The organism is Paraburkholderia sejongensis (assembly GCF_020880815.1).
Taxonomy (GTDB): domain Bacteria; phylum Pseudomonadota; class Gammaproteobacteria; order Burkholderiales; family Burkholderiaceae; genus Paraburkholderia; species Paraburkholderia sejongensis.
Genome location: NZ_JAJITD010000008.1, coordinates 274,082 through 295,759, shown reverse-complemented (window position 1 = coordinate 295,759; position 21,678 = coordinate 274,082). Strand labels below are relative to the sequence as shown.

The 21,678-nt window shown below is 66.2% G+C and carries 20 protein-coding genes and 4 tRNA genes; 9 read left to right on the top strand and 15 right to left on the bottom strand.

Annotated elements, in window-relative coordinates:
* The first annotated feature begins 1 nt into the window (after position 1).
* Complete coding sequence (locus tag LJ656_RS18070) at positions 2 to 1,081, top strand: CaiB/BaiF CoA transferase family protein (protein WP_230510798.1); 1,080 nt, start codon at positions 2 to 4, stop codon at positions 1,079 to 1,081.
* A 99-nt stretch (positions 1,082 to 1,180) separates the two neighbouring features.
* On the opposite strand, the gene LJ656_RS18065 is transcribed toward LJ656_RS18070, so the two are convergent.
* The 3 genes from LJ656_RS18065 to alr all read right to left on the bottom strand — a co-directional run bounded on the left by LJ656_RS18065 (position 1,181) and on the right by alr (position 4,068).
* Positions 1,181 to 1,462, bottom strand: a complete 282-nt coding sequence (locus LJ656_RS18065; protein WP_230510739.1) for a DUF2866 domain-containing protein — start codon at positions 1,460 to 1,462, stop codon at positions 1,181 to 1,183.
* A gap of 155 nt (positions 1,463 to 1,617) precedes the next feature.
* Positions 1,618 to 2,994, bottom strand: a complete 1,377-nt coding sequence (gene radA, locus LJ656_RS18060) for a DNA repair protein RadA (protein WP_230510738.1) — start codon at positions 2,992 to 2,994, stop codon at positions 1,618 to 1,620.
* Positions 2,995 to 2,997: 3 nt separating this feature from the next.
* Positions 2,998 to 4,068, bottom strand: coding sequence for an alanine racemase (gene alr, locus LJ656_RS18055; RefSeq protein ID WP_230510737.1), 1,071 nt, complete (start codon positions 4,066 to 4,068; stop codon positions 2,998 to 3,000).
* Between the two features lie 218 nt (positions 4,069 to 4,286).
* Between alr and lplT the strand changes: the two genes are divergently transcribed.
* Both lplT and thiD read left to right on the top strand, forming a co-directional pair.
* On the top strand, positions 4,287 to 5,594 hold the full coding sequence (gene lplT / locus LJ656_RS18050; protein WP_230510736.1) for a lysophospholipid transporter LplT: 1,308 nt from the start codon (positions 4,287 to 4,289) through the stop codon (positions 5,592 to 5,594).
* Between the two features lie 42 nt (positions 5,595 to 5,636).
* Positions 5,637 to 6,443 carry a bifunctional hydroxymethylpyrimidine kinase/phosphomethylpyrimidine kinase gene (gene thiD / locus LJ656_RS18045; protein ID WP_230510735.1) on the top strand — a complete coding sequence of 269 codons (807 nt, stop codon included), beginning with the start codon at positions 5,637 to 5,639 and terminating at the stop codon, positions 6,441 to 6,443.
* Between the two features lie 18 nt (positions 6,444 to 6,461).
* Here the strand turns inward: thiD and LJ656_RS18040 are convergent, their stop codons facing one another.
* The 4 genes from LJ656_RS18040 to tsaB are packed head-to-tail and all read right to left on the bottom strand — an operon-like array spanning position 6,462 to position 9,886.
* Positions 6,462 to 7,508, bottom strand: coding sequence for a DUF1853 family protein (locus tag LJ656_RS18040; protein ID WP_230510734.1), 1,047 nt, complete (start codon positions 7,506 to 7,508; stop codon positions 6,462 to 6,464).
* Positions 7,505 to 8,593: a uracil-DNA glycosylase gene (locus LJ656_RS18035; protein WP_230510733.1), complete on the bottom strand. Its 1,089-nt coding sequence runs from the start codon at positions 8,591 to 8,593 to the stop codon at positions 7,505 to 7,507. Before LJ656_RS18035 ends, LJ656_RS18040 begins: the two co-directional genes overlap by 4 nt.
* Entirely contained in the window at positions 8,580 to 9,074 is a 495-nt protein-coding gene (rimI, locus tag LJ656_RS18030) for a ribosomal protein S18-alanine N-acetyltransferase (protein ID WP_230510732.1), read from the bottom strand. Before rimI ends, LJ656_RS18035 begins: the two co-directional genes overlap by 14 nt.
* Entirely contained in the window at positions 9,071 to 9,886 is an 816-nt protein-coding gene (gene tsaB / locus LJ656_RS18025; protein WP_230510731.1) for a tRNA (adenosine(37)-N6)-threonylcarbamoyltransferase complex dimerization subunit type 1 TsaB, read from the bottom strand. Before tsaB ends, rimI begins: the two co-directional genes overlap by 4 nt.
* A 199-nt stretch (positions 9,887 to 10,085) precedes the next feature.
* On the opposite strand from tsaB, the gene LJ656_RS18020 reads away from it, so the two are divergent.
* The 3 genes from LJ656_RS18020 to aceA all read left to right on the top strand — a co-directional run bounded on the left by LJ656_RS18020 (position 10,086) and on the right by aceA (position 14,205).
* A complete protein-coding gene (locus LJ656_RS18020; RefSeq protein WP_230510730.1) occupies positions 10,086 to 10,355 on the top strand; it encodes an acyl-CoA-binding protein in 270 nt (89 codons plus the stop codon).
* A 508-nt stretch (positions 10,356 to 10,863) separates the two neighbouring features.
* Positions 10,864 to 12,495 carry a DEAD/DEAH box helicase gene (locus LJ656_RS18015; RefSeq protein WP_230510729.1) on the top strand — a complete coding sequence of 544 codons (1,632 nt, stop codon included), beginning with the start codon at positions 10,864 to 10,866 and terminating at the stop codon, positions 12,493 to 12,495.
* Positions 12,496 to 12,900: 405 nt separating this feature from the next.
* Positions 12,901 to 14,205 carry an isocitrate lyase gene (aceA, locus tag LJ656_RS18010; RefSeq protein WP_230510797.1) on the top strand — a complete coding sequence of 435 codons (1,305 nt, stop codon included), beginning with the start codon at positions 12,901 to 12,903 and terminating at the stop codon, positions 14,203 to 14,205.
* 275 nt (positions 14,206 to 14,480) lie between these two features.
* Here the strand turns inward: aceA and LJ656_RS18005 are convergent, their stop codons facing one another.
* Positions 14,481 to 14,915 carry a universal stress protein gene (locus tag LJ656_RS18005; RefSeq protein ID WP_075301141.1) on the bottom strand — a complete coding sequence of 145 codons (435 nt, stop codon included), beginning with the start codon at positions 14,913 to 14,915 and terminating at the stop codon, positions 14,481 to 14,483.
* A 184-nt stretch (positions 14,916 to 15,099) separates the two neighbouring features.
* Complete coding sequence (locus LJ656_RS18000; protein WP_230510728.1) at positions 15,100 to 16,002, bottom strand: LysR family transcriptional regulator; 903 nt, start codon at positions 16,000 to 16,002, stop codon at positions 15,100 to 15,102.
* A gap of 162 nt (positions 16,003 to 16,164) precedes the next feature.
* On the opposite strand from LJ656_RS18000, the gene LJ656_RS17995 reads away from it, so the two are divergent.
* Together LJ656_RS17995 and aceB are read left to right on the top strand one after the other, a co-directional pair.
* Positions 16,165 to 17,004, top strand: a complete 840-nt coding sequence (locus LJ656_RS17995; protein ID WP_230510727.1) for a haloacid dehalogenase type II — start codon at positions 16,165 to 16,167, stop codon at positions 17,002 to 17,004.
* An 81-nt stretch (positions 17,005 to 17,085) separates the two neighbouring features.
* Positions 17,086 to 18,678, top strand: coding sequence for a malate synthase A (gene aceB / locus LJ656_RS17990; protein ID WP_230510726.1), 1,593 nt, complete (start codon positions 17,086 to 17,088; stop codon positions 18,676 to 18,678).
* A gap of 169 nt (positions 18,679 to 18,847) precedes the next feature.
* Here aceB and LJ656_RS17985 read toward each other — a convergent pair whose 3' ends face one another.
* Positions 18,848 to 19,249 carry a gamma-glutamylcyclotransferase family protein gene (locus tag LJ656_RS17985; RefSeq protein WP_230510725.1) on the bottom strand — a complete coding sequence of 134 codons (402 nt, stop codon included), beginning with the start codon at positions 19,247 to 19,249 and terminating at the stop codon, positions 18,848 to 18,850.
* Between the two features lie 196 nt (positions 19,250 to 19,445).
* Here LJ656_RS17985 and LJ656_RS17980 point away from each other — a divergent pair, with 196 nt between their 5' ends.
* Positions 19,446 to 20,357: an AraC family transcriptional regulator gene (locus tag LJ656_RS17980; RefSeq protein ID WP_230510724.1), complete on the top strand. Its 912-nt coding sequence runs from the start codon at positions 19,446 to 19,448 to the stop codon at positions 20,355 to 20,357.
* A 113-nt stretch (positions 20,358 to 20,470) separates the two neighbouring features.
* On the opposite strand, the gene LJ656_RS17975 is transcribed toward LJ656_RS17980, so the two are convergent.
* From LJ656_RS17975 to LJ656_RS17955, 5 genes are all read right to left on the bottom strand, one after another.
* Positions 20,471 to 20,935 carry a GNAT family N-acetyltransferase gene (locus LJ656_RS17975; RefSeq protein WP_075301153.1) on the bottom strand — a complete coding sequence of 155 codons (465 nt, stop codon included), beginning with the start codon at positions 20,933 to 20,935 and terminating at the stop codon, positions 20,471 to 20,473.
* Positions 20,936 to 21,098: 163 nt separating this feature from the next.
* Positions 21,099 to 21,175, bottom strand: a tRNA-Asp gene (locus LJ656_RS17970).
* Positions 21,176 to 21,256: 81 nt separating this feature from the next.
* Positions 21,257 to 21,332 (bottom strand) — tRNA-Glu (locus tag LJ656_RS17965).
* Between the two features lie 61 nt (positions 21,333 to 21,393).
* A tRNA-Asp gene (locus tag LJ656_RS17960) sits at positions 21,394 to 21,470 on the bottom strand.
* A gap of 102 nt (positions 21,471 to 21,572) precedes the next feature.
* Positions 21,573 to 21,648: transfer RNA gene (locus LJ656_RS17955), tRNA-Glu, on the bottom strand.
* Positions 21,649 to 21,678 lie beyond the last annotated feature (30 nt).

The window sequence follows — 21,678 nt, the reverse complement described above, 5'->3', positions numbered from 1 at the left end:
GCTGCAAGGCTTGCGCGTGCTCGACCTGACGCGCCTGCTGCCGGGTCCGGTCGCCGCGCTGCGGCTCGCCGAACTCGGTGCCGATGTGCTGAAAATCGAAGCGCCCGGCGCGGGCGACCCGACCCGCACGATGATGCAATCGTCGAGCGACCGCGTCGCCGGACGGCCCGGCGCGTTTTACCGGATGGTCAATCGCGGCAAGCGCGAAACCCGTCTCGACCTCAAAACCCCGGCAGGCTGCAACGTGCTGCGCGCGCTCGCCGCGGAGGCGGACGTGCTGATCGAAAGCTTCCGGCCCGGCGTGATGGAGCGCATGGGCCTTGGCTACGACACGCTGCGCGCCGCCAATCCGCAGCTCGTTTATTGCGCGATCAGCGGTTACGGCGCGAGCGGGCCGTTCGCCGATCATGCAGGCCACGATCTGAATTACATCGGCTACGCGGGCGTGCTCGATCAGCTGGCGAGCCGCGATGGCGCGCCGATCCTGCCGAACTTCCAGATCGCCGATCTGCTCGGCGGCGCGCTCGCCGCGGTCACGCAGATCCTCGCCGCGCTGTGGCACGTGGCGCGCGGCGGCGAGGGCCGCTTCGTCGATGTATCGATGACGCACACGAGCTATGCGCACAACGTCGTCGCGCAGGTCGCGCTCGCCAACGACGGCGCCGCGCCGCCGGCCGGCGCCGGGCTGCTGAACGGCGGCGTGCCCTGCTACAACCTGTATCGCACCAGCGATCAGCGCTGGCTCGCGGTCGGCGCGCTGGAGCTCAAATTCTGGGAAACGCTGTGCATGGCGCTCGACCGGCCCGAATGGGCGACGCGTCACTGGAGTTTGGGACAGGCGATCGGCGGACCCGATGCGCTTGCGCTGACTGAGGAGCTGGCCGGCGTGATCGGCACGCGCACGCTGGCCGAGTGGGCGGAGTCGCTGGAAGCGCTCGACTGCTGTGTGTCGCCGGTATTGACGCCGGCTGAGGCGGCGGAGCATCCGCTGTTCAATCCGCACGCGTATGCGGCGGCAAGCGCGAGTGCCGATCAGGCGGATAGCGGGAGCGCCGGCACTGGCGACTGGCGCCCGCGATAAACGACGGCGGCGCGCAGCCGTCATCGCCCACGCAAACAGGCGCCCGGGGCGCGAGCGACGAACCGCACCGCACCGCACCGCGCCCGCGCACTCACACCATCACCGCCGCATCGCCGTCTGTCTCGGCAGCACCTGGCGCGGGGTTTTCTCATCGTCGTAGAGCAGGTGTTTGCGGCCTTCCACGTGGCGGCTGATCGTTGCGCGGACTTCGGCGGCGGTCACGTCTTCGGCGACCACGCGCCGCGAGATCTGTCCGGCGGTGTCGATCCACTCGACGATCCGGCAGGCGCCGCCCCACGGTTGATGAATCGGTGCAGAGACCCGGCAGCCGCGCACCTGGATAGTAGGACCCTCGGCCAGGGTTTCATGTGACTGTTTCAAAGCGCGATCCTTTTTCCGGCATCACAGGGATGCATATCGCGACAGCTTAGAAAAAAGAGATGGCGGCCAGGTTACAGCCAATAGGGAGATATTTACTGAACGTTACAGCGGGAAGGCGTGCGCGCGGCCCGCTCCTCCCGCCACAGCGCGCGCCGTTATTCGAGCGTGCGAACCCGGTCGATCGCCTGCTCGATGCGTTCGACCGCCACCACCTGCAAGCCTTCGATCGGCTGCTTCGGCGCATTGGCCTTCGGAATCACCGCGATCGAGAAGCCGAGCTTGGCCGCTTCCTTCAGACGCTCCTGCCCGCGCGGCGACGGCCGGATTTCGCCCGCGAGGCCAACCTCGCCGAACACCACGAGCCCCTTGGGCAGCGGCTTGTTGCGCATCGACGAATGGATCGCGAGCAGCACCGCGAGGTCGGCGGCAGGCTCGGAGATCTTCACGCCGCCCACCGCGTTCAGGAACACGTCCTGATCGAAACAGGCAATCCCCGCATGCCGGTGCAACACCGCGAGCAGCATCGCGAGACGGTTCTGTTCGAGGCCGACCGCGAGGCGCCGCGGATTGGGCGCGTTGGCCGAATCGACGAGCGCCTGCACCTCGACCAGCAGCGGGCGCGTGCCCTCCTGGGTGACCAGCACGCACGAGCCCGGCACCGACTGCTCGTGCTGCGACAGAAACAGCGCCGACGGATTCGCGACGCCGCGCAAGCCGCGCTCGGTCATCGCGAATACGCCGAGTTCGTTGACCGCGCCGAAGCGGTTCTTGATCGCGCGCACCAGCCGGTACGACGAGTGCGTGTCGCCCTCGAAGTACAGCACCGTATCGACGATGTGTTCGAGCACGCGCGGACCCGCAAGCGCGCCTTCTTTGGTCACGTGACCGACCATGATGATGGTGGTGCCCGACTGCTTCGCGATCCGTGTGAGTTGCGCCGCGCATTCGCGCACTTGCGCGACCGAGCCCGGCGCGGACGTCAGCGCATCCGAATAGACGGTCTGGATCGAGTCGATCACCGCAACGTCGGGCCGCTGCTCGGCGATCGTCGCCTGGATTTTTTCGAGCTGGATTTCCGCGAGCAATTGCAATTCGCTCGCCTTCGAGCCCGGTTCGAGCAGCGACAGCCGTTGCGCGCGCAACGCAATCTGCGCGCCCGACTCTTCGCCGCTGATATAGAGCGCGCGTTTGTCCGCGGCGATTTCCGCGAGCGACTGCAACAGCAGCGTCGATTTACCGATCCCCGGATCGCCGCCGATCAGCACCACGCCGCCCGGCACCAGACCGCCGCCGAGCACGCGGTCGAACTCGCTGACGCCGGTCGTGAAGCGCGGCACGTCCGACGCTTCGATGTCGGCGAGGCGCCGCACCGGGGTGCTCTTCGCGAGCGACTGGAAGCGATGGGTCGCGGGACCCTCGGCGACCGATTCGACCAGCGTATTCCACGCGTGACACGACGGGCATTGACCGGACCACTTCGGCGACTGGCCGCCGCACTCGCTGCAAACGTACAACGTCTTCGATTTCGCCACGCGTTACTCCGCGCGAACCGGCACACGCTGCGCGACCGCGCACATCAGCTCATAGCCGATCGTGCCGCAGGCCTGCGCGACGTCGTCGATAGGCAGCGCCGCACCCCACAGCTCGACGCGCGACCCGACGTTGGCGGTCGGCACCGGGGTCAGGTCGACGGTCAGCATGTCCATCGAGACCCGGCCGACCACCCGCGTGCGCACGCCATCGACGATCACCGGCGTGCCTTCCGGCGCGGTGCGCGGATAGCCGTCCGCGTAGCCGCACGCGACCACGCCGATACGCATCGGCGCGCGCGCGGTGAAGGCCGAGCCGTAGCCGACCGTGCTGCCTTCGGCGAGCGTTTGCACCGCGATCAGCTCGGATGCGAGGGTCATTGCCGGTTGCAGGCCGGTGCCTTCGATCGCCGCCGTCACGCCCGATGGCGACGCGCCATACAGAATGATGCCGGGCCGCACCCAGTCGAAATGCGCATCCGGATGCCACAGCGTCGCCGCCGAATTCGCGAGGCTGCGCGCGCCGGCAATGCCCTGCGCACCGCGCTCGAACGCGGCCATCTGATGCGCGATGCCGCGCTCGGCGTCGGCATCGGAAAAATGGGTCATCAAGGTGATCTGGCCCACGCCCTGGCATGCGCGCGCGCGCTCCCACGCGGTGTGAAACTTTTCGACCGTGTAGCCGAGCCGGTTCATCCCGGTGTTCATCTTCAACTGGATATTGACCGGTTTGGACAGGCGCGCCATTTCGAGCATGCGCAGCTGTTCGTCCGAATGCAGCGCGGTGGTCAGGCTGTAGCGGTCGATCACGTCGATATCGGTCGGACGAAAAAAACCTTCCAGCAGAAGAATCGGGCCGGCCCAGCCCAATTCACGCAACTTCACCGCTTCTTCGAGGTCCAGCAAACCAAAGCCGTCGGTTGCGCGCAAGCCCGGAAACGCGCGCGCGAGGCCATGCCCGTACGCATTCGCCTTGACGACGGCCCAGATCTTCGACTTCGGCGCATAGCGCCGGGCGACGGCGAGATTATTGGCGAGTGCGGCGGTGTGAATCGTGGCTGAGAGGGGGCGCGGCATGGGAGATTTTCGTAAAGACACTTGCGAATCAGCGGCTTACCGGGCGTTTTCGGCGCTCGGCGGCCCGCTGGGCGGTGCGATCAAGGATTCTGCTAGTCCGAATTCAGCTATTTTCATGATATAAAGCCGTGCGCACAACCCATTTCGATCGGCATAAGCCCGGACGCACTGCAAACGGCCGGGGCGGACAGACCGCAGCGAGGACAGCATCGCATCAGATGAAAAAAGGTTTTTACACCATCATGGCCGCGCAGTTTTTTTCGTCGCTGGCCGACAATGCGCTTCTGATCGCTGCTATCGCACTGCTGAAAGATCTCCACGCTCCGAACTGGATGACGCCGCTGCTCAAGCTGTTCTTTGTGCTGTCGTACGTCGTCCTTGCCGCCTTCGTCGGCGCCTTCGCCGACTCCCGTCCGAAAGGACGCGTGATGTTCGTCACCAATACCATCAAGGTCGTCGGCTGCGTGACGATGCTGGTCGGCGCGCATCCGCTGCTCGCGTACGGGATCGTCGGTTTCGGCGCGGCCGCGTACTCGCCCGCCAAATACGGGATTCTCACCGAGCTGCTGCCGCCTGACCGGCTGGTCGCCGCGAACGGCTGGATCGAAGGCACCACGGTCGGCTCGATCATTCTGGGCACCGTGCTCGGCGGCGCGCTGATCAGCCCGCATATCGCCGCGCCGATCCTCAAGCTGCATATCCCCACCGTCAATACGCCGGCCGAAGCGGCGATGCTCGTGATCATGGGCATCTACGTGATCGCCGCGCTGTTCAATCTACGGATTCCCGACACCGGCGCGCGTTACCCGAAACAGGAACACGGCCCGATCCGCCTAATCACCGATTTCGCCGACTGCTTCCTCGTTCTGTGGCGCGACAAGCTTGGCCAGATTTCGCTCGCGGTGACCACGCTGTTCTGGGGCGCGGGCGCGACGCTGCAATTCATCGTGCTGAAATGGGCCGAGGTGTCGCTCGGCATGTCGCTGTCGGAGGCCGCGATCCTGCAGGCGGTGGTGGCGGTCGGCGTCGCCGGCGGCGCGATCCTGGCGGCCTCGCGGGTGCCGCTGAAGAAGTCGCTGTCGGTGCTGCCGGTCGGCGTCATGATGGGTATCGCGGTGATGCTGATGGCGTTCTACACGCGCGAGCTGTTTCCGGCGCACTGGGGTATCTACTTCGGCCGGGTGCACGTGCCCGGCTATCTGCTCTTTGCGTACGTCTTCCTGATGCTGGTGGGCGGACTGTCGGGCTTCTTCGTCGTGCCGATGAATGCGCTGCTACAGCATCGCGGCCACGTGCTGTTGTCGGCGGGCCATTCGATCGCGGTGCAGAACTTCAACGAGAATCTGTCCGTGCTGGTGATGCTGTGCCTGTACGCGGTGCTGGTGTGGCTCGACGTGCCGGTCACCGCGGTGATCGTGCTGTTCGGCACCTTCGTGTGTCTGATGATGTGGCTCGTGATGCGGCGCCACCAGGCGAACCAGCGCGCGTTCGACTCGGTCGCGCTGATCGGAGAAGCGAAGCACTAAGCCGCACGCCCTGCGCGCCCCCTCTTTCTTCCCCGCTTGACCATGACCCAACCGATTCCCAATGTGCTGACGATCGCCGGTTCCGATTCCGGCGGCGGCGCCGGCATCCAGGCCGACCTGAAGGCGTTCTCCGCGCTCGGCGCGTATGGCGCGAGCGTGATCACCGCGCTGACCGCGCAGAACACCCGCGGCGTCACCGCGATTCACGCGCCGGACCCGGGCTTCATCACCGCGCAACTCGACGCGGTGTTCGACGACATCCGCATCGACGCGGTGAAGATCGGCATGCTCGCGAACGCGCCGATCGCCCGCGCGGTCGCCGATGCGCTGCGTCGCCACAAACCGAAACACATCGTGCTCGACACGGTGATGATCTCGAAGAGCAATCACGCGCTGCTGCTGCCCGACGCGGTCGCGGTGGTGCGCGACGAACTGCTGCCGCTCGCCGATCTGCTGACGCCGAATCTGCCGGAAGCGGCCGCGCTGCTCGGCACCCAGAGCGCCACCGATGAAGCCGGCATGGTCGAACAGGGTGACGCGCTGCGCGCGCTCGGCGCGCGCGCGGTGCTGATGAAAGGCGGCCATCTGAGCGCGGCCGACAGCCCCGACTGGCTCGTGCAGGCGAGCGGCACGCTGCGTCTGGGCGGCCCGCGCGTGCCGGTGAAAAATACCCATGGCACCGGCTGCACGTTGTCGTCGGCGATCGCGGCGCTGATTGCCCAGCGCGCCGATCTGGCCAGCGCGGTGGCCGATGCGAAGCTGTATCTGACCGGCGCATTGCAGGCGAGCGACAAGCTCGACGTCGGTAGCGGCGTCGGGCCGGTGCATCATTTTTATCGCTGGTGGTAAGCGGCGTTATAAGCGGCGTTATTGCTGTGCGTAACGTCGCGCGTGCTCGGGCCAGTCGTCGGGCACGATAAAGCCGCGCGAGTGTTCGAGCAGTTCGCCCGCGGCAGTTTCGATGAACGCGGCGACCATCACCGGGCCCGGTTGATTCGAGGTCTGCGCGGCGAGTGCGCGGGCATCGACCAGTTGTGATGTGGCCTCGTTGCTGCCTGCCCGAGCAGCAAGCCGCTCACGACGCGGCGCCAGCCATTCGAGTCTGGACAGCACGCGCCAGCGGTCCGCCTGCGCGGCCGCGAAGTCCGGCCAGTCGCGTCTTGTGACCCACCAGCCGCGGCCATGCGCGGGATCGAGTTCGGGCGGGTCGACCGGCGTGCCATCCGCACCGCCGCCGTGCCGGTAAAACAGCCAGCCTTTGACGAACATCTGCGGCGTCCATACGCCCGCATAGCCGGTCGAGCCGAACGCTTCGTGCGCGCTCAGGCGCAGTTGATGATCGAGCAGATGCGATAGCTTCAGATCGAAGCGATCCTTCAGATTGGGGCCGACGTAATCGGCCAGCCGCGCTCGTGCCGGCTCACTGGTAGGGTCCGCGCGGCCCGTGGCCCCCGCGTGCAGATAGCACTTCACCGCCAGTTCCCAATGCAGATGCGCGTGCTGCCCGGTCCGCAGCAGAAAATCGCATTCGCCGAGCGTGATGCCCGCGCGCCGCAACGGCACGCCCGCCGCGATCAGTCGCGCGGCCGGACCGTGCTGCAGGAAGAAGCCGAGCAGCCGCTCGGCGTAGCGGCCCAGACGCGTGATGCGGGTTGCCGCGAGGTCGTGATGGAGCGGTTCGGGAGTGGCGTCGAGCGTGCGCAGCCACGCGACGGTCGCGTGCAATTCACTCGGCGTGTCGAACGGTTGCGCGAGCGCGCCCACCGGAAGTTGCGGGCGCAACAGATCCGCACTGAACAGCAGCCATGCGAGATCGCGAACCGCGGGGTCGCGCAATGGCTCCTGGCCGTCCAGCAACGTATCGACGAGCGCCGCGCGGCCAGCGGGCGCCGCCGGCCTGCCGGACGTCGTCACTTTGCTTCGGTCGACGGCGCGCCGCCGTTCGCGAGCCACGTATCGCGCGCGAGGCACAGATCCGCCCACGCCTTCGCCTTGTCGGGCAAACTGCGCAGCAGATACGCGGGGTGATAGGTGACGATCACCGGCACGCCCTCGTACGCATGCACGCGGCCGCGCAGCGACGAGATGCTCGCGTCGGTCTTCAGCAGGCTTTGCGCGGCGAAACGGCCAAGCGCGACGATCAGCTTCGGCTTCACGAGCGCCACCTGGCGCTGCAGATACGGTTCGCAACGCGCGACTTCGTCCGGTTGCGGATTGCGGTTACCGGGCGGCCGGCACTTGATCACGTTCGCGATATAGACGTTGCTGCCGCGCGCGAGCGTGAGCGAACGCAGCATGTTGTCGAGCAGCTTGCCGGCCTGGCCGACGAACGGCTCGCCCTGGCGGTCCTCGTTCTCGCCGGGCGCCTCACCGATCAGCATCCAGTCGGCCTCGCGATCGCCGACGCCGAATACGGTGTTGGTGCGCTTTTCGCACAGCCGGCATGCTTCGCAGCCGGCCACGCGGGCGGCCAACGCGTCCCAGTCAAGCGTATCGACGGCCGGCAACGCGGGCGTGTCGCCGCGCGTTTCGGTCGATGCCGGCGCGGGTGCGCCGGGGTCGTCGAACCACGCGAAGTCGTCGTCGGGCGGGATGTCGAAGTTGGGTGGTTCGGAGGATCGTGCTTGCGCGGGCGAGGCCGCACCGCGTGACGCGGGTTCTGGTTCCCGTTGCATGGCGGCGCGCGGCGCTGCGGGCGGCTGCGATTGCGGCTCCCCTTTCGGCTGCGATTGCGGCTGCGTTTGCGTTTGCGTTTGCGCTTGCGGCTGCGCTGCAGGTTGCGATTCGCGCGATGCTGCGTACGACTGCGGTTCGGCCCCCTCCTGCGCATGTGCCGCCGGCATGGGCTCCTGAGCCACCTGTCCGGCTACCGCACCGCGCGCCTGATCTACCGACGCATTCGCCGCCACGACCTGCGCGTCCTGCCGCGTCGCCATACCGCGACGCACCCACATTGGCGCGAGGCCGAATTCCTCGAGCACCGATTCATGCAGCGCCATCTGCGCCCTCCGTGGCAAACGACAGACGCATCACGATCGCGTCCTCCCGCGCGCGATGCCGCGCCGGATAATAATTTTTGCGCCGGCCGATCGTCGCGAAACCGAAGCGTTCGTACAGCCGGATCGCACGATGATTCGACGGCCGCACCTCGAGCAGCAGCCCGTCGAGCTTTTCGGCGCGGGTGATGCGCACCGCCTCGCGCAGCAACGCGAGACCCGCGCCCCCGCCCTGCGCCGCCGGCGTCACGCACAGATTGAGCAGATGCATTTCATCGACGACCGGCATCAGCACGCAATAGCCGATCAGCGCACCCGTCACATGACGCAGGCAGACGCCGAAATAACCGTTGCGCAGCGAGTCGCCGAAATTGCCGCGGCTCCACGGAAACTCATAGGCGAGCTTCTCGATCGCGGCGACCTCGTCCAGGTCGCTTTCGGTCATCGGCGACATGTAGCGGTCCGCGAGCAGCACGCCGCTCATCGGCGCGCCTCGTCGCGGGGCGCCTGCGCCGTCGCGCCGTCGTGCGGCCGCTGCGGGGCCTGCTCCGCCTTGGCCGCTTTCCCGGCCATCCGCTCGGCGGTGGTCTGCGCGACCTTGTTGCGCACGTACTCGGGCGCGGCCTGATCGGCGGGCACCGTGCGGCCCGCGCGCAACGCGCGCAGCGCCGCGTACGCGAGCGGTCCCGCATGCGGCAACGCCTCGCTGTCGACACTTCGCGCGGCGGCCAGCGCCGGCAAGCGCGCGCCGAATGCGGCGGCCGCGTTGCCGGCCAGCGTGAACGGCACGTCGGGCAGCACCAGCCGCTGCGGCGCATCGAGCGACGCGCTTTGCACGGTGCGCCATTCGTGTTGCGCTTCGTCCCACGCGTAGTCGGCCCAATAGATTTCGTCCATCCGCGCGTCGAGCGCGGCCAGCACGCGGGTCGTCGACGGATCGCGCAGGCGCGCGCTCTCGGCGCAGATCAGCAGCGTGCCGATCGGCACGACCGGCACATTCAGGCCGAACGCGAGGCCTTGGGCTACGCCGGTCGCGGTGCGCAGGCCGGTAAACGAGCCCGGCCCGGAGCCGAACGCGATCGCGTCGCAATCGGCCAGCGTGAGACCGGCTTCGTCGAACAGTTCGGCGATCGCGGGCAACAGGCGGGTGCTGGAGACCGCGCCGGTCGGTTCGTGGCGCAGCCAGATGCGCGGTTCGGCGCTGGACTGACCGCTCGTATCGGCCGGCGCGCACAGCAGCGCCGCCGAACAGAATTCGGTCGAGGTATCGAGGGCAAGGAGCACGGTTTGAGTCATGGTGCGTATTGTAATCGGCGCGCTGCGCGCGGATGGTGGTTTGCCGCTGCATCGCGGCGGTTCGCGCGTGCGGTGCGCGAGCGCGTCGCCGGACCGCGAAACCGACGATGTTTGGAATAAGCCCTCGATCCGGCGGCGCCGCTCCGTTGTTATGATTTTCGGCCGATCTATTCCAATCCCGTCCCGCGGGCACATCACCATGACCGATATCAATACGCAATTCGCGCAAGCTCAGGAAGACGTCAAGCAGTTGCCGGAGCGTCCCGGCAATCTGACGCTGCTGCGTCTGTATGCACTCTTCAAGCAGGCGAGCGAAGGCGACGTGCACGGCGACAAGCCGGGCTTCACCGACATCGTCGGCAAATACAAGTACGACGCATGGGCCGCGCTGAAGGGCACCGCGCAGGACGCTGCGAAGCAGCAGTACGTGGAACTCGTCGAGTCGCTAAAGAGCGGCGCCGCGGCTTGAGGCCGTCCCGGGTACGTTAAGCCGCCGCACGAGGCCCGCTCAGGCCGATGCGGCAGCGTTACGCGGCGCTCTGCCAGCGGCAGCCGCGCCGCACCGCCGGCTCCTCTCTTCATACCATTCCGGCACTTTTTTCTATCGGGCTCGCGCTAATAGTGGCGCAGTGCAGCAAATCTCTATATAATGCCGCCTGCGCTTCACTGCTTTGCCCGCTTTTCACGCGGACCTCGCGGCGTAGCGTCCGATAGCGTTTGCTCCAATCCAGTTTAGAACCTGTCCCCTTCTGCCTAGCCCCCTACGGGCTCAAGTCCCAGGCTGGCGGCTTGCCATTTCGGCACGTCGCATCCGATACAGCTTCTAACGAAAAACTCGCCTTCATTGTCGCGAGTTGCCCCCGTTTTGCGATTTGCTCGCTGCTTCTTTGCTCGCTGAATCCGACGACTTGGGTATGCCGATTGGCGTTGACGTTTTTATTTCACGAACCTCCCCAGGATCGTTTTCAAGGATTCACATGACTTCGAGCAATACCCCCAGCAGCCCGTTGAACGCCATCGCCGACGAAGCACTCGGTCTCGCCCCCGCAGCGGAAGTCGCTGCGGCCGCCGCGCCCGCCGAAGACGGCAAGCCGACGTTCGCGTCGCTCGGTCTGTCCGCGGACGTCGTTTCCGCGCTGACCGCTGCTGGTTACGAACACCCGACGCCGGTGCAGCAACGCGCGGTGCCGGCCGGTATCGCCGGCAGCGACCTGCTGGTGTCGAGCCCGACCGGTTCGGGCAAGACCGCGGCATTCATGCTGCCGGCCATCGAGCGTTTCGCTCAACTGCAAAAAGCCCAGGCAAGCCAGCCGCGCGAACCGCGTCCGGCCGATGGCAACCGTGGCCGCCGTCCGCAGCCGGTCGCGCGCCCGACCATGCTGGTCCTGACGCCGACCCGCGAACTCGCGATGCAGGTCACGACCGCCGCGGCAACCTACGGCAAGCACCTGAAACGCCTGCGCACCGTCAGCATTCTGGGCGGCGTCGCCTACGGCCAGCAGCTGATGCTGCTCGCGAAGAACCCCGAAATCCTCGTCGCGACGCCGGGCCGTCTGATCGACCACCTCGAACGCGGCCGCATCGACCTGTCGCAACTGCAGATCCTCGTGCTCGACGAAGCCGACCGCATGCTCGACATGGGCTTCATCGACGACATCGACACGATCGTCGCCGAAACGCCGGCCACGCGTCAGACCATGCTGTTCTCGGCCACGCTCGACGGCAAGATCGGTTCGCTGACCGGCCGTCTGCTGAAGGATCCGGAGCGCATCGAGATCGTCCAGCGCATGGAACAGCGCACCAACATCGCGCAAACGGTTCATTACGTCGACGACCGCGATCACAAGGATCGTCTGCTCGACCATCTGCTGCGCGCCGAAGGCCTCGACCAGGCCATCGTGTTCACCGCGACCAAGATGGACGCCGACCAGCTGGCCGGCCGTCTGGCCGACGCCGGCTTCGAATCGGCCGCGCTGCACGGCGACCTGCCGCAAGGCGCGCGTAACCGCACGATCCGCGCGCTGCGCGAGCGTCGCGTGCGCGTGCTGGTCGCGACCGACGTCGCGGCTCGCGGCATCGACATCCCCGGCATCACGCACGTGTTCAACTACGACCTGCCGAAGTTCGCCGAAGACTACGTGCACCGCATTGGCCGTACCGGCCGCGCGGGCCGCTCGGGCGTCGCGGTGAGCCTCGTGCATCACGCCGAACAGGGCGCGCTCAAGCGCATCGAGCGCTTCGTGCGCACGCCGCTGCCGGTCAACGTCGTCGAAGGCTTCGAGCCGCGCAAGGCGGCGCCTTCGGGCAACGGCCGTCCTGGCTTCGGTGGCCGCGGTCGTCCGGGCGGCGGTAACGGCCGTCGCTTCGGCAGCGGCTCGGGCAAGCCGGGCGGCTACGGCGGCTCGCGCAGCGGCAGCAGCAACGGCAACGGCAACGGCAGCAGCTGGGGCAACAAGCCGGCCGGCGGTTCGCGTGAAGGCCACGGCGGTTCGCGCGACGGCTACGGCTCGCGTGAAGGCTTCGGCGGTTCGCGCGACGGCTACGGCTCGCGTGACGGTTACAGCGCGCGCCGCAACGACGGTCCGCGTACCGCGCGTCGCGGCAGCTAAACGCCTCTAGCGTGTAAAGACCCGGACGGCTCCGCGCCGTCCGCCCGTCAAAGAAAAACCGGTGCTCAGGCACCGGTTTTTTTTCGTCCCGCGCTTCGCCACCCCAAAATTTCACGATGTAAAAAATTTTTTTGTGTCGTAAAAAATCATGCTGCACGGCACAACGGGGCACGTTGCAAGAGGGAAAATGTCGTTTCTCATCGCGAAACGGCGATTTCAAGCCCTTGATTTCATATCAAAATAAATATCGAGAAAACGCTTTGCCGCGCCTGTTGCGGCTCCATCGATTTGCCTAGACTCTTCTACAAGACTTCGCGAAACGGAACGCCCCACAAGGCTTCGCCCGCTTCGAGATCACCGAGTCACCATCCTCCATCACAGGCATAGAAGGAGCACATCATGACCATGACCCGCGAACAGCAGGTGCAGCAACTGAAGCAGCAATGGGAAACCGACCCGCGCTGGAAAGGTGTGAAGCGTACCTATACGGCCGAAGACGTGGTGCGTCTGCGCGGCTCCGTGCAGCCTGAACACACGCTCGCGAAGCGGGGCGCCGAAAAGCTGTGGGCCGCCGTGAACAGCGAGCCGTTCGTGAACTCGCTCGGCGCGCTGACCGGCAATCAGGCGATGCAGCAGGTGAAGGCCGGTCTGAAGGCGATCTATCTGTCGGGCTGGCAGGTGGCGGGCGATGCGAACGTCGCCGGCGAAATGTATCCGGACCAGTCGCTGTATCCGGCCAACTCGGTGCCGCTGGTGGTCAAGCGCATCAACAACACGCTGACGCGCGCCGACCAGATCCAGTGGTCGGAAGGCAAGAATCCCGGCGACGAAGGCTATATCGACTACTTCGCGCCCATCGTGGCCGATGCCGAAGCCGGTTTCGGCGGCGTGCTGAACGCGTTCGAACTAATGAAGGCGATGATCGAAGCAGGCGCGGCCGGCGTGCACTTCGAAGACCAGCTCGCGTCGGTGAAAAAGTGCGGCCACATGGGCGGCAAGGTGCTGGTGCCGACCCGCGAAGCGGTCGCCAAGCTGACCGCCGCGCGTCTGGCCGCCGACGTGTCGGGCGCGCCGACCGTGCTGCTCGCCCGCACCGACGCGGAAGCCGCCGACCTCGTCACCTCCGACATCGACGACAACGACCGCCCGTTCCTGACCGGCGAGCGCACCGTCGAAGGCTTCTTCCGCACCCGCCCGGGTCTCGAACAGGCGATCTCGCGCGGTCTCGCCTACGCGCCGTACGCAGACATGATCTGGTGCGAAACCGGCAAGCCGGACCTCGAGTTCGCGAAGAAATTCGCCGACGCGATCCGCAAGGAGTACCCGGACCAGCTGCTGGCGTACAACTGCTCGCCGTCGTTCAACTGGAAGAAGAACCTCGACGACGCGACGATCGCGAAGTTCCAGCGTGAACTCGGCGCGATGGGCTACAAGTTCCAGTTCATCACGCTGGCCGGGTTCCACGCGCTGAACTACTCGATGTTCAATCTCGCGCACGGCTATGCGCGCAACCAGATGACCGCGTTCGTCGAAATGCAGCAGGCGGAATTCGCGGCAGCCGAAAAGGGCTTCACCGCGGTGAAGCACCAGCGCGAAGTCGGCACCGGCTATTTCGACGCGGTGACGCAGACGGTCGAACGCGAAGCGTCGACCACCGCGTTGCACGGCTCGACCGAAGACGAGCAGTTTTTCGACAAGAAGGTCGCCTGAGATCAACCGGCTGGGCCGTGCGGCCCCGCGGTCTGATCGCGCAAACGACTGGCAGAACGCCGAGCGGCGCCGCTAGACGCGCCGCCGGCAACAGGGAGGACCGCGCCGTCCCGGATTGGCAGTGAGTCTTCGGGCGAGCGCCGACGGCCGGGGTCTGAGAGAAGCCAGCACGCAGCAAGCGTGCGGCGAAACTGAACGCGCCGGCGTTGCCGCCGGCGCGCTTTTTTTGAACTCGCGCGCAGATTGCCGCCGCTGCCGCTATCCCGCCCACGCTCTCAGCGATACACGATCACCGGAATTTTCGTATGCGTCAGCACCCGCTGCGTTTCACTGCCGATCAGCAGGCTGCCGAGTCCGCGCCGTCCATGCGAGGCCATGAAAATCACGTCGCAACCGCCCTGCTCGGCCGCCTCGATGATCCCGAGGTAAGGCGCCGGATGCACGCTGGTGCGGCTCTCGACGCTCACGCCGACGCGGTGCGCGGCGAACTCCACTTCGCGCAGATGCACACGCGCTTCGCGCTCGCTGCGTTGCAGGAATTCGCCGGGCGGCTCGACCGCGACGTCGGAGAACGGCGAGTACGGATATTGCGGCAGGCACGCGTACGCGGTGACGCGCGCGCCCACCGCCTGAGCGAGATCGATCGCGCCCGCGATCGCCTTGCGTGACAGATCCGAACCATCGGTAGGAACCAGGATGTGCGTGAACATGATGCCCTCCGTCGCCGGCTTCGCGCAGCCCGGCCTCAGCGTTCGACGAAGCCCCGCGTGCAGGCTGCTCGCATCGATTGTAGTGCGTGCGAACGCGGGGACAAATCGGCCTGAGGTCGCGGCGCACAGCGCCGGGCCGGATCGCATCGATGCACATCTTCATCGCTCCAGCCGCGCGCTTCGTTCAATCCCAGTAATCCGGTTCGCCGTACGTATGCTTGAGAAAGTCGAGAAACAGGCGTACCCGCAGCGGCAGATGACGGCGCTGCGGAAACACCGCGTGAATGCCGATCGGCGGCGCGGCGAATTCGTCGAGCACGCTGACGAGCCGGCCGGCCGCGATCTCCGCGCCGACCTCCCACCACGAGCGCCACGCGAGGCCGTGGCCGGCCAGACACCATTCGTGCAGCACCGCGCCGTCCGAGCATTCCATCGTGCCGGACACCTTGATCGACACGACCTTGCCGTCCTGCTGGAACATCCAGCCGCGCTGCTGGTTCGCGCTCGCGCCGAGCGCGAGGCAGTTGTGGCGCGCGAGTTCGGCGAGGCTATGCGGCGCGCCGCGGCGGTTCAGATACGCGGGCGACGCGACGCACACGCGGCGGTTTTCCGCGAGCTTCAGCGACACCAGCGACGAATCAGGCAACTCGCCGAGCCGCACCGCGCAATCGAAGCCTTCGTTGACCAGATCGACGAGGCGGTCCGACAGATCGAGCGTGATCGACACGTCCGGATGCGCGACCGTGAATGCCGGCACGAGCGGCGCGACGTGGCGGCGCCCGAAGCCGGCCGGCGCCGACAGCCGCAGATGGCCGCTCGCCTTCACGCCGCCCGCCGACACGCTGGCCTCGGCGTTCTGCATGTCGTGAATGATGCGCTGGCAGTCTTCGAGGAACGCCGAGCCTTCAAAAGTCAGCGTGATCTTGCGGGTCGTGCGCACCAGCAGCTTGACGCCGAGGCGCTCCTCGAGCGCGTCGATGCGGCGGCCGATGATCGCCGGCGCGACGCCCTCGGCGAGCGCCGCCGCGGACAGGCTGCCGCGCGCGGCGACGGTAACGAAGGTCTCGATCTGTTTGAAACGGTCCATGAACGATGCGCGCGGCGTCGCAGAAAAGGCAAGCGTAAAAGTATTCCGGTGCGCGCCAGATTAGGTGGATGAAAGTAAAAGATCAAGTGATCTTTAGCCTATTTTCAGGTAGCGGATGTCACCAATACAATCGTTCCCGACCTCTGAGTGGAGCGCACGGCAATGTCGGCCACAACGACACCTACCCCGCGAGCAGTGATTTTCGATGCGTACGGCACGCTTTTCGACGTGCACTCGGTACTCGCTGCCGCCGAGCAACTGTTCCCCGGCCACGGCGACGCGCTGTCGCAGCTGTGGCGCCAGAAGCAGATCGAATACACGCAACTGCGCACGCTCGCCGCGCCGCTCGACGCGCCCGGCGCGCACTACCGCCCGTTCTGGGACATCACGCTCGACGCGCTGCGCTTCGCCGCGAAGAAACTTCAGCTGACCCTGGGCCGCGCGGCCGAAAAGCGTCTGATGGACGAATACGCGTGCCTGTCCGCGTTTCCCGACGCGGTGCCGGTGCTGCGCGCGCTGCGCGAAACCGCCGATGCCGCCGACGCGCCACGCGTCGGGCTGGCGATCCTGTCGAACGGCAATCCGCAGATGCTCGACATCGCGGTCAAGAGCGCGGGGATGAGCGCTCTGTTCGACCACGTGCTGTCCGTCGATGCAGTGCGCGCGTACAAGCCCTCGCCCGCCGCCTACGCGCTCGGCCCCGCGGCTTTCGGGGTGGCCGCGCGCGAGATCGTGTTCGTGTCGTCGAACGGCTGGGACGTGGCCGGCGCGACGTGGTTCGGCTTCACGACCTTCTGGCTGAACCGGCAGAAGCTGCCGGTCGAGGAACTGGGCATCGCGCCGCACGGCACCGGCGGCGGCATGCACGATCTGCCGGGCTTTCTGCAAACGCTCGCGGCAGCGGCGCCGGCCTCGGTCTCGACCTCGGCTCGCGGGCGCGCCACCCGCTCGACCCAGGTTCCCGGCAGTGGCCACCGCAAGCGCGCCGGCCCGCGCGCATGACGGCGTTCACTGCCCCTTTCACCCACCCCGACACCTTTTCACCTTCGTATTTCTGCAATCCGACCGACCAAGGAGAACCACATGACGAACACGCTATCGCTGCCGCAGGGCATGGAAATCACCGGCGAGATCAAGCCCGGCTTTGAAGCGATCCTCACGCGCGAAGCGCTCGAACTCGTCGCCGCGCTGCATCGCACGTTCGAGCCGCGCCGCCAGCAGTTGCTGCAGGCGCGCGTCGAGCGCACGAAGCGGCTCGACGCCGGCGAGCGTCCCGACTTCCTCGCCAGCACGAAGAGCGTGCGCGAAGGCGACTGGCGCATCGCGCCGCTGCCCCGGGATTTGCAATGCCGGCGCGTCGAGATCACCGGGCCGGTCGAACGCAAGATGATCATCAATGCGCTCAATTCCGGTGCGGACTCCTACATGACCGACTTCGAGGATTCGAATGCGCCGAGCTGGGACAACCAGATAACCGGCCATATCAATCTGAAGGACGCGGTGCGCCGCACGATTTCGCTCGAACAGAACGGCAAGTCGTACCGGCTCAACGACAAGACCGCAACGCTGATCGTGCGCCCGCGCGGCTGGCATCTCGACGAGAAGCACGTGCTGGTCGACGGCAAGCGCGTGTCGGGCGGTATCTTCGATTTCGCGCTGTACCTGGTGCACAACGCGAAAGAGCTGATCGCGCGCGGCTCGGGCCCGTACTTCTATCTGCCGAAGATGGAGAGCCATCTGGAAGCGCGGCTGTGGAACGACATCTTCGTCGCCGCGCAGGAAGCGGTCGGCGTGCCGCGCGGCACGATTCGCGCGACGGTGCTGATCGAGACGATCGTCGCCGCGTTCGAAATGGACGAGATCCTGTACGAGCTGCGCGAACACAGCTCGGGCCTGAACGCCGGCCGGTGGGACTACATCTTTTCGGCGATCAAGAAGTTCAAGGCCGATCGCGACTTCTGCCTCGCCGACCGCTCGCAGATCACGATGACCTCGCCGTTCATGCGCGCGTACGCACTGCTGTTGCTGAAGACCTGCCATCGCCGCCACGCGCCGGCCATCGGCGGGATGAGCGCGCTGATCCCGATCAAGAACGATCCGGCCGCGAACGACAAGGCGATGGGCGGCGTGCGCTCGGACAAGGCGCGCGATGCGGGCGACGGCTACGACGGCGGCTGGGTTGCGCACCCGGGCCTCGTGCCGATCGCGATGGAAGAGTTCGTCAAGGTGCTCGGCGACAGGCCGAACCAGATCGACAAGCAGCGCGTCGACGTGCTGGTGACCGCGACCGACCTGCTCGACTTCCGCCCGGAGACGCCGATCACCGAAGCGGGTCTGCGCAACAACATCAACGTCGGCATCCACTACCTTGGCTCATGGCTCGCGGGCAATGGCTGCGTGCCGATTCACAATCTGATGGAAGACGCGGCGACCGCGGAAATTTCGCGCTCGCAAGTGTGGCAGTGGATCCGCTCGCCAAAGGGCAAGCTCGACGACGGCCGCAAGGTGACGGTCGAACTGGTGCGCGAGCTGTCGGTGCAGGAACTGGAGAAGGTCAAGCAGACGGTCGGCGGCGATACGAAGCCGTATGAGCGCGCGGCGCAGATCTTCGAACAGATGTCGACCGCCGAGCAGTTCACCGACTTTCTGACGCTGCCGCTGTATGAGGAGCTTTGAGCGGAAGCACGATCAGACGGGCCGGGCGCTTCCGAGCGGTCTGATGTGAGCGTGTGATCGTTCATAGCGAGCTGAAAAAAAGGCGCGCCGGATGCGAATCCGGCGCGCCTTGTTACTGATAGCCGCGTTGCGCGCTACCTCTCGCGGCGCTACGCCGCCGTACCTGCGCTCAGCGCGTGCGCCGATGTTCGATCCAATCGCCCGAGCGGATTTCCGGCAAGCCCTTTACCGCGTTCGGCGCCACCGGATAGAACCGGCAGTTCACGACGCTGTCGTCCACTTTCACCATCACCTCGCGCGCGAGGAAACGGTCCTCCACGCCCGGGTACACCGCTTCGATTTCGTCGAGCACCGCAACGAGCGCATCGTCGATCTCATAGACGTCGCCGACTACCTCGACGCCCGCTTCGTCGACGACGAGGCCCGGGTAATCGCCGAAGTCGAACAGATGGCCGCGCACGGTCGTGGTGCCGAGCAGCGTCGGCGCGGGCACGTCGTTGCGTGCGGCGGCTTCGCTGATGTCGTTGGTTTCACCGGCACGCAGCGTGCCATAGACAAAGACGGTCTGCATCGTCGTGAGGTCTCCTGGGTGAGAGAGGACTGGCTGGGACAACCGGCACATTATGCATCGGTCCGCTCGCCGGTTGATCACCGTGGGCGGGCACCCTCTACAATGATTGGCAGCCCCGGCGGTGAATTCCGGCGGCCGACACCCGCCCTGCTTCGGCGCGCGCCGCCCCGCCGCCCTGTCCCGACCGACCCTCGCCATGACCTCGTCCGCCGACTCTGATCTGCTCAGCCGCGCCAGCTTCGCCGACATCCCGCCCGAGTTCGCGCCGAACGCGACCCACCCGATCCGGGTGCGCTCGCGGCCGATGCCGGCCGGCTCGCACATCGCGCGTCATACGCATGCGTGGGCGCAGGTCGCGTATGCGTCGCGCGGGGTGCTGCGGGTCGCCACCGTGGGCACCACGTGGATGGTGCCGCCGTCGCGCGCGATCTGGCTGCCGCCGCACGTCACGCACGAGGTGGTCTCGGTCGAAGATGCGTTTTTGCGCACGCTCTACATCACCGAGAACGCGGTGCCGGCCGTGCTCGATGCGCCGCGCGTCGTCGAGGTCTCGAACCTGCTGCGCGAAGTGATCGCCGCGCTCGACACCAGCGGGTTGTCGCCCGCGCGCGAGCAGCTACTCGGCGCGCTCGCGCTCGATGAGCTGACGCGCTCGGAGCCGCTGCCGCTGTCGGTGCCGATGCCACGCGAAAAGCGCTTGCGCGCGCTGTGCGAGGCGGTAATCGCCGACCCGACGCATGGCGAGTCGCTCGAACAATGGGCGGCGCAGGTCGGTGCGAGCACGCGCACGATCGCGCGATTGTTTCGCCAGGAACTCGGCGTGAGTTTTTCGCAATGGCGCCAGCAGGCGATTCTCGCGCGCGCGATTCCGCTGTTGAGTCAGGGACGGCCGCTCTCGCATGTCGCGCGGGAATTGGGCTATCAGAGCCAGAGTGCGTTTTCGGCAATGTTCCGGCGCGCGTTCGGGACCAGTCCGCGCGCGTTTATCGAACGCGGCGCCGAGCATCGCGCGGAGAACGGCAAACCCGATAGCGGACAAACCGACGAGGAAACGGGTGAGGAAGCGGCGCAGCGGCAAGCGAACCCGGCCGCTGTTGGCGGACGCTGAGTGACAGCGGCGCGTTGATCGGTGCGTTTATCGGTGCGTTCATCGGCTCCAGCATGCATGCATGGTCGCCGAGCGCTAGCGTGGTGGCGTTCGGCGCCGCGCAAAGCACCGCATCAAACCCGTCTGGCCAGATGACGGATCGCGCCGAGTTGCGCGAGTCGTGGCCCGGCGAGCTTATAGCCCTTGCGCTGATACAGCCGGGCGGCCGGATTATCGACGAACACGCGCAACTGCAACTCGCGCAGCCCGCGTTCACGCGCCCATTGATGCGAGATGTCGAGCAGAAAGGTCCCCGCACCGAGCCGCCGATACCCTTCGGCAATCTGCACGTCGCGGATATGCAGCGAATCGCCCTCTTCGGTGATGCGCAGCACGCCCATCGGCACGCCGTCCACTTCGAGAATGAAATTCTCCGACTCGCGCCAACTGCCGAGAAACAGATCGCTGCGCCATACCAGATGATGCCGGCGATAGTAGCCGCCCATGTTGTTACGCGTCAGCGCCTCGGCAAACTCGAAATCGTCGATGCTGGCCGTGCGCAGATGGAACGGTGACGGAGCTTCGGTGGGATCGAACATGGCGGGAGTGCAGAGATGAACCGGGTCAACGGTAAAACAGCCCGCACGCGCTGGCAATGGCTGTTTGTCCGGAGCCACCCGAGGCCGCGCGGCACCACGCACACGAAACCACGGTAGCGGAAATGAAAAAAGCCCACTTCTTTCGAAGTGGGCTTTTCAAATCTGGCGGAGCGGACGGGACTCGAACCCGCGACCCCCGGCGTGACAGGCCGGTATTCTAACCAACTGAACTACCGCTCCAGATTTTTGCACCGTGGCAAACGGTGTCATCCGCTTGCCTGCTGCACCGTTCAAACTTCCAACCGAACGACGCCGACGTTCTGGCGTCCCCTAGGGGATTCGAACCCCTGTACTCACCGTGAAAGGGTGATGTCCTAGGCCTCTAGACGAAGGGGACAACATACTGCTTACAACCTTAATGAAAAAGCCCGTTCACGTTCGAATGAACGGGCTTTGTCTGGCGGAGTGGACGGGACTCGAACCCGCGACCCCCGGCGTGACAGGCCGGTATTCTAACCGACTGAACTACCACTCCAGTCTTTACACCCTGGCTTGCGAGCGTCGGTTAATTCTCTGCAAGCTGCGCTGCTTTACTTCCGGGTCACTACAACTCGAACACTAAAGCGACGCTGATGTTTGGCGTCCCCTAGGGGATTCGAACCCCTGTACTCACCGTGAAAGGGTGATGTCCTAGGCCTCTAGACGAAGGGGACATAATCTTTTCAGATCTGTATTTAATTCGC

Bases quoted from the DNA above. Each gene is read 5' to 3' on its own strand.
- alr (WP_230510737.1), bottom strand. From the start codon at position 4,068: ATGCCGCGCCCCCTCTCAGCCACGATTCACACCGCCGCACTCGCCAAT.
- lplT (WP_230510736.1), top strand. From the start codon at position 4,287: ATGAAAAAAGGTTTTTACACCATCATGGCCGCGCAGTTTTTTTCGTCG.
- thiD (WP_230510735.1), top strand. From the start codon at position 5,637: ATGACCCAACCGATTCCCAATGTGCTGACGATCGCCGGTTCCGATTCC.
- LJ656_RS18035 (WP_230510733.1), bottom strand. From the start codon at position 8,593: ATGGCGCTGCATGAATCGGTGCTCGAGGAATTCGGCCTCGCGCCAATG.
- rimI (WP_230510732.1), bottom strand. From the start codon at position 9,074: ATGAGCGGCGTGCTGCTCGCGGACCGCTACATGTCGCCGATGACCGAA.
- tsaB (WP_230510731.1), bottom strand. From the start codon at position 9,886: ATGACTCAAACCGTGCTCCTTGCCCTCGATACCTCGACCGAATTCTGT.
- LJ656_RS18020 (WP_230510730.1), top strand. From the start codon at position 10,086: ATGACCGATATCAATACGCAATTCGCGCAAGCTCAGGAAGACGTCAAG.
- LJ656_RS18015 (WP_230510729.1), top strand. From the start codon at position 10,864: ATGACTTCGAGCAATACCCCCAGCAGCCCGTTGAACGCCATCGCCGAC.
- aceA (WP_230510797.1), top strand. From the start codon at position 12,901: ATGACCCGCGAACAGCAGGTGCAGCAACTGAAGCAGCAATGGGAAACC.
- LJ656_RS18005 (WP_075301141.1), bottom strand. From the start codon at position 14,915: ATGTTCACGCACATCCTGGTTCCTACCGATGGTTCGGATCTGTCACGC.
- LJ656_RS18000 (WP_230510728.1), bottom strand. From the start codon at position 16,002: ATGGACCGTTTCAAACAGATCGAGACCTTCGTTACCGTCGCCGCGCGC.
- LJ656_RS17995 (WP_230510727.1), top strand. From the start codon at position 16,165: ATGTCGGCCACAACGACACCTACCCCGCGAGCAGTGATTTTCGATGCG.
- aceB (WP_230510726.1), top strand. From the start codon at position 17,086: ATGACGAACACGCTATCGCTGCCGCAGGGCATGGAAATCACCGGCGAG.
- LJ656_RS17985 (WP_230510725.1), bottom strand. From the start codon at position 19,249: ATGCAGACCGTCTTTGTCTATGGCACGCTGCGTGCCGGTGAAACCAAC.
- LJ656_RS17980 (WP_230510724.1), top strand. From the start codon at position 19,446: ATGACCTCGTCCGCCGACTCTGATCTGCTCAGCCGCGCCAGCTTCGCC.
- LJ656_RS17975 (WP_075301153.1), bottom strand. From the start codon at position 20,935: ATGTTCGATCCCACCGAAGCTCCGTCACCGTTCCATCTGCGCACGGCC.